We start from the raw sequence: 3,122 nt of genomic DNA, 5'->3' as shown, positions 1-3,122 counted from the left end.
ATTGTACGCGATGCGGGATGGGGAGCGGGGGCGGAGCACCGCGTCAGGCGCGGGCGTGATCCGCGCGATCTTCCCGCCCCACGCGCCCGAGCCGCGGGACCGCGCGCGCGCCGGGCACGAACGCGAGCACCAGCAGCGCCGCGCCGGCGGTCATCTCGGCCACGCCGGCGGCCGGCTCGGTGGCGCCGCGGCCGGTCCAGACCAGCCACGCGGCCGGCGCCGCGAGCGCGTACCGCGCCGGCGCCCACTCGATCGCCGCGACCGTGCCGATGCAGACGAGCAGCCCCATCGCCACGTCGTGGAGGATCGGCCCGACCTCGCCGTACCCCAGCGCGAGCGGCGCGAGCAGGAGCGCCAGCCCCACGGCGAAGCTCGTCCAGCGCGCGATCATGCACCCTGAACGTAGCCGTGCCGCGCGGGGGCGAGAAGCCGCCGGGGCGGCGGGCCGGAGGAGCCTGTTGGGGCCTGGCCGGACCGGCCGCACCCGACCGGCGGGGCCGGAAACTGGCGCTGTCAGGCACCCCCGCTAGGATGCGCAGCCGAACGCCGGATTCCGGGAGGATGGAGCCATGCCTCGCGGCCGAACCCGGCGGGATCGCACCACGGAACGCTCGATGACCTACGCCGACGAACGCGTCGCCGCAGAGATGGGACGTGTCCTGCTCGCGCTCTACCGCGCGGGCATGCAGGTCCGGGTCTGGCCGGACGCGCTGCACGGCCGCGCCGGCGCCCGCATCGTGGCCGGCCCGTCCGCGAAGCGCCGCCGGACGGCGCTCAAGTCGGCGTCCGGGTCGGGGGACTCGCCGCTGCAGGCGATCTACGCCGCGGTGGAGCGCATGAACGAGCGCGCCGGGGCGATCGTGGTGCCGCTGGACTAGGACGCGGCTCCGCTCGTCCTTCGACGGGCTCAGGACGAGCGGATCCCGACAGCGCCTGCCCGCGCACGCAGCGGTTCAGCCGAACAGCCCGTCCAGCTTCCGCTCGATGTCCTCCTGGACCTTCTGGCGCATCGAGCCCGGGACCAGCATCGGGAACTTGAGGTCGATGACGACCTCCTCGTCCTTCACCGCGTAGGCGCCGCTGACGCCCATCTTCGAGACCTTGCCGGTCTTCGCGCCGCCGTCCTTCTGGTAGTCGAGGGAGAGTTTCTCGGCGATGCGCTCCATCACCTCGTCCACCTTCTCGTAGATCTCACCGGCCTTCTTGCCGGGGTACTTCCTCGTGATCTGCGGCATCCTTGCGGGTCTCCTCCGCCGGCCGTCCGGCCGGTCACTTCGCGTATTGAGTTGGGTCCTGCACCCCGGCCTCGGCAAATCCCTTTCGGCGCAGGCGGCAGGCATCGCACCGGCCGCAGGCGCGGCCGCGGATCGGGTCGTAGCACGACAGGGTCATGCGGTAGGGGACGCCGAGCTTCGTGCCCAGCCGGACGATCCCCGCCTTCGAGAGCCGGAGCAGGGGGGCCCGGATCCGGAGCGGGTGCCCCTCCACGCCGGCGCGGGTGGCGACCTTCGCCAGCCGCTCGAACGCCCGCAGGAAGGCCGGGCGGCAGTCCGGGTAGCCGGAGTAGTCGATGGCGTTCACGCCCACGAAGATCTGCTCCGCGCCGATCACCTCGGCGTGGGCGAGCGCGAGCGAGAGCATGACGGTGTTGCGCGCCGGCACGTAGGTGACCGGGATGTCCCGCGCCATCCGCGCCTCGCTGCGCCCCTTCGGCACCGCGATGCCCGCGTCGGTGAGCGCCGAGCCGCCGAACGCGGAGAGGTCCACCTTCACCACGCGGTGCCCGGCGGCGCCGAGCGCCCGCGCGATGCGCCGCGCCCGCGCCAGCTCGCCCTTGTGCCGCTGCCCGTAGTCCACCGAGAGGCAGTGCGCCTCCAGCCCCTCGGCGCGCGCCACCGCCAGGCAGGTGCTCGAGTCGAGCCCGCCCGACAGGAGCACCACCGCGCGCCGCGCCTCGATCGTCGCCTTCGCCATTCCAGGATCCTAGCGGGCCATCGCGGTGAACGCGTAGCTCGCGGTGCAGGGGAGCACGCAGGGCGCGCACGCGCCGCCGGTCGCCCCGTAGGTCTCCACCAGCGTCCCCGCGAGCGTCGGCGGCCCGTCCGCCGGGAACGCGAGGTCGCCCTCGATCGCGACGGTGAGCGCCGCGGTGCAGGTGGCGGCGCAGGCGCTCAGCACCGCCTCGCCCGCCGCCGCCGAGGCCTGGACGTGGTCGCCGCTCCGCGCCCCGCGCAGCACCGCCTCGTGCTCGCGCCCGGTGCAGAGCGCCACCGCGCCGGTGCGCGGGTCCTGCGCCAGCGTCACCGGGAACACCGCCGCGGCGTCGGTCGCGAGCTCCGCCGGGATGGTCGCCGGCACCGCCGCGGCCCAGCCGCCCTCCGGCTCCACCGTGCAGGCGGTCGAGGCGTCCACCCGGCGCGCCTGCAGGCCGAACACGCCGATCACCTCGCCCGGGCAGTCCTCGCCGCCGTCGCTGCGGCACGCGGCGGCGCCGAGCGCGGCGAGGAGGGTTGCGAGGGCGAGCGCGCGCGGCGCGCGGTGGGACGGACGGCGGGGCACGGGGCCGGCTAGCCTAGCACCGCGACCCGGAGCTCGACGAACGGATCCGACAGGGCCAGGAGCGCGAGGTCGCGGAGGTCGGGGAGCGCGAGCGCCTCGGCCGGATCGAGCGGCCCGCCGTCGAGGCGCCGGTCGAGGAGCGCCAGCGTGCGCAGCGCGTGGCCCGGGTCGCCGGCGTGCAGCAGGCCCACCCGGTTCGCGGTCCGGCGCACCGCCGCCGCGAGCGCGCGCGGGTCGAGCGTGCGCAGCTCCGCCGCGGCCGGGCCCGCCAGCGCGGCCGCGGTGGCGCTCACCTCGCCCGGCACGGTCCGCTCCAGCGCGGCGAGGAACGCGCCGGCGTGCGCCGCGGGGAGGCCCATGGCGGGCGGCGCGCCGCCGCCGAAGCGGCAGGCCAGCTCGAGCAGGATGGCGGTGTCGCGGGGCGCGAACTTCCCGAGCAGCGCCCAGCCGTGCTCGAGGAGGTCGAGCGTGCGGGCGGCCAGGAACGCGAGCGCGCCCTCCGGCAGGTCCGCCAGCCCGGCCGGCAGCACCACCGAGGGCGGGCGGGTGTTCTCGATCACCAC

At 76.2% G+C, this 3,122-nt stretch carries 6 protein-coding genes; 1 reads left to right on the top strand and 5 read right to left on the bottom strand.

From position 1 onward, the window contains the following. Nucleotides 1–43: 43 nt before the first annotated feature. The gene (locus PSR1_RS22570; protein ID WP_059439555.1) at nt 44–391 is read right to left on the bottom strand and encodes a hypothetical protein; all 348 of its coding nucleotides are present in this window, start codon (nt 389–391) and stop codon (nt 44–46) included. A 178-nt stretch (nt 392–569) separates the two neighbouring features. Here PSR1_RS22570 and PSR1_RS22565 point away from each other — a divergent pair, with 178 nt between their 5' ends. Then, entirely contained in the window at nt 570–878 is a 309-nt protein-coding gene (locus tag PSR1_RS22565) for a hypothetical protein (RefSeq protein ID WP_012527829.1), read from the top strand. A gap of 75 nt (nt 879–953) precedes the next feature. Here the strand turns inward: PSR1_RS22565 and PSR1_RS22560 are convergent, their stop codons facing one another. From PSR1_RS22560 to PSR1_RS22545, 4 genes are all read right to left on the bottom strand, one after another. Further along, nucleotides 954–1,235 (bottom strand): polyhydroxyalkanoic acid system family protein, encoded by a 282-nt coding sequence (locus tag PSR1_RS22560; protein ID WP_059439554.1) that lies wholly within the window; start codon nt 1,233–1,235, stop codon nt 954–956. A gap of 34 nt (nt 1,236–1,269) precedes the next feature. Then, the gene (gene queC, locus PSR1_RS22555) at nt 1,270–1,974 is read right to left on the bottom strand and encodes a 7-cyano-7-deazaguanine synthase QueC (RefSeq protein WP_059439553.1); all 705 of its coding nucleotides are present in this window, start codon (nt 1,972–1,974) and stop codon (nt 1,270–1,272) included. Nucleotides 1,975–1,983: 9 nt separating this feature from the next. Beyond that, entirely contained in the window at nt 1,984–2,559 is a 576-nt protein-coding gene (locus PSR1_RS22550; RefSeq protein ID WP_059439552.1) for a hypothetical protein, read from the bottom strand. Nucleotides 2,560–2,567: 8 nt separating this feature from the next. Next, a partial coding sequence (locus PSR1_RS22545; RefSeq protein WP_202813238.1) for a hypothetical protein occupies nt 2,568–3,122 on the bottom strand: 555 nt, incomplete at its 5' end.

Source organism: Anaeromyxobacter sp. PSR-1 (genome assembly GCF_000964525.1).
Lineage (GTDB): Bacteria > Myxococcota > Myxococcia > Myxococcales > Anaeromyxobacteraceae > Anaeromyxobacter.
The sequence above is the reverse complement of the archived record's forward strand: the minus strand, read 5'-3'. Positions and strand labels throughout refer to the sequence as shown.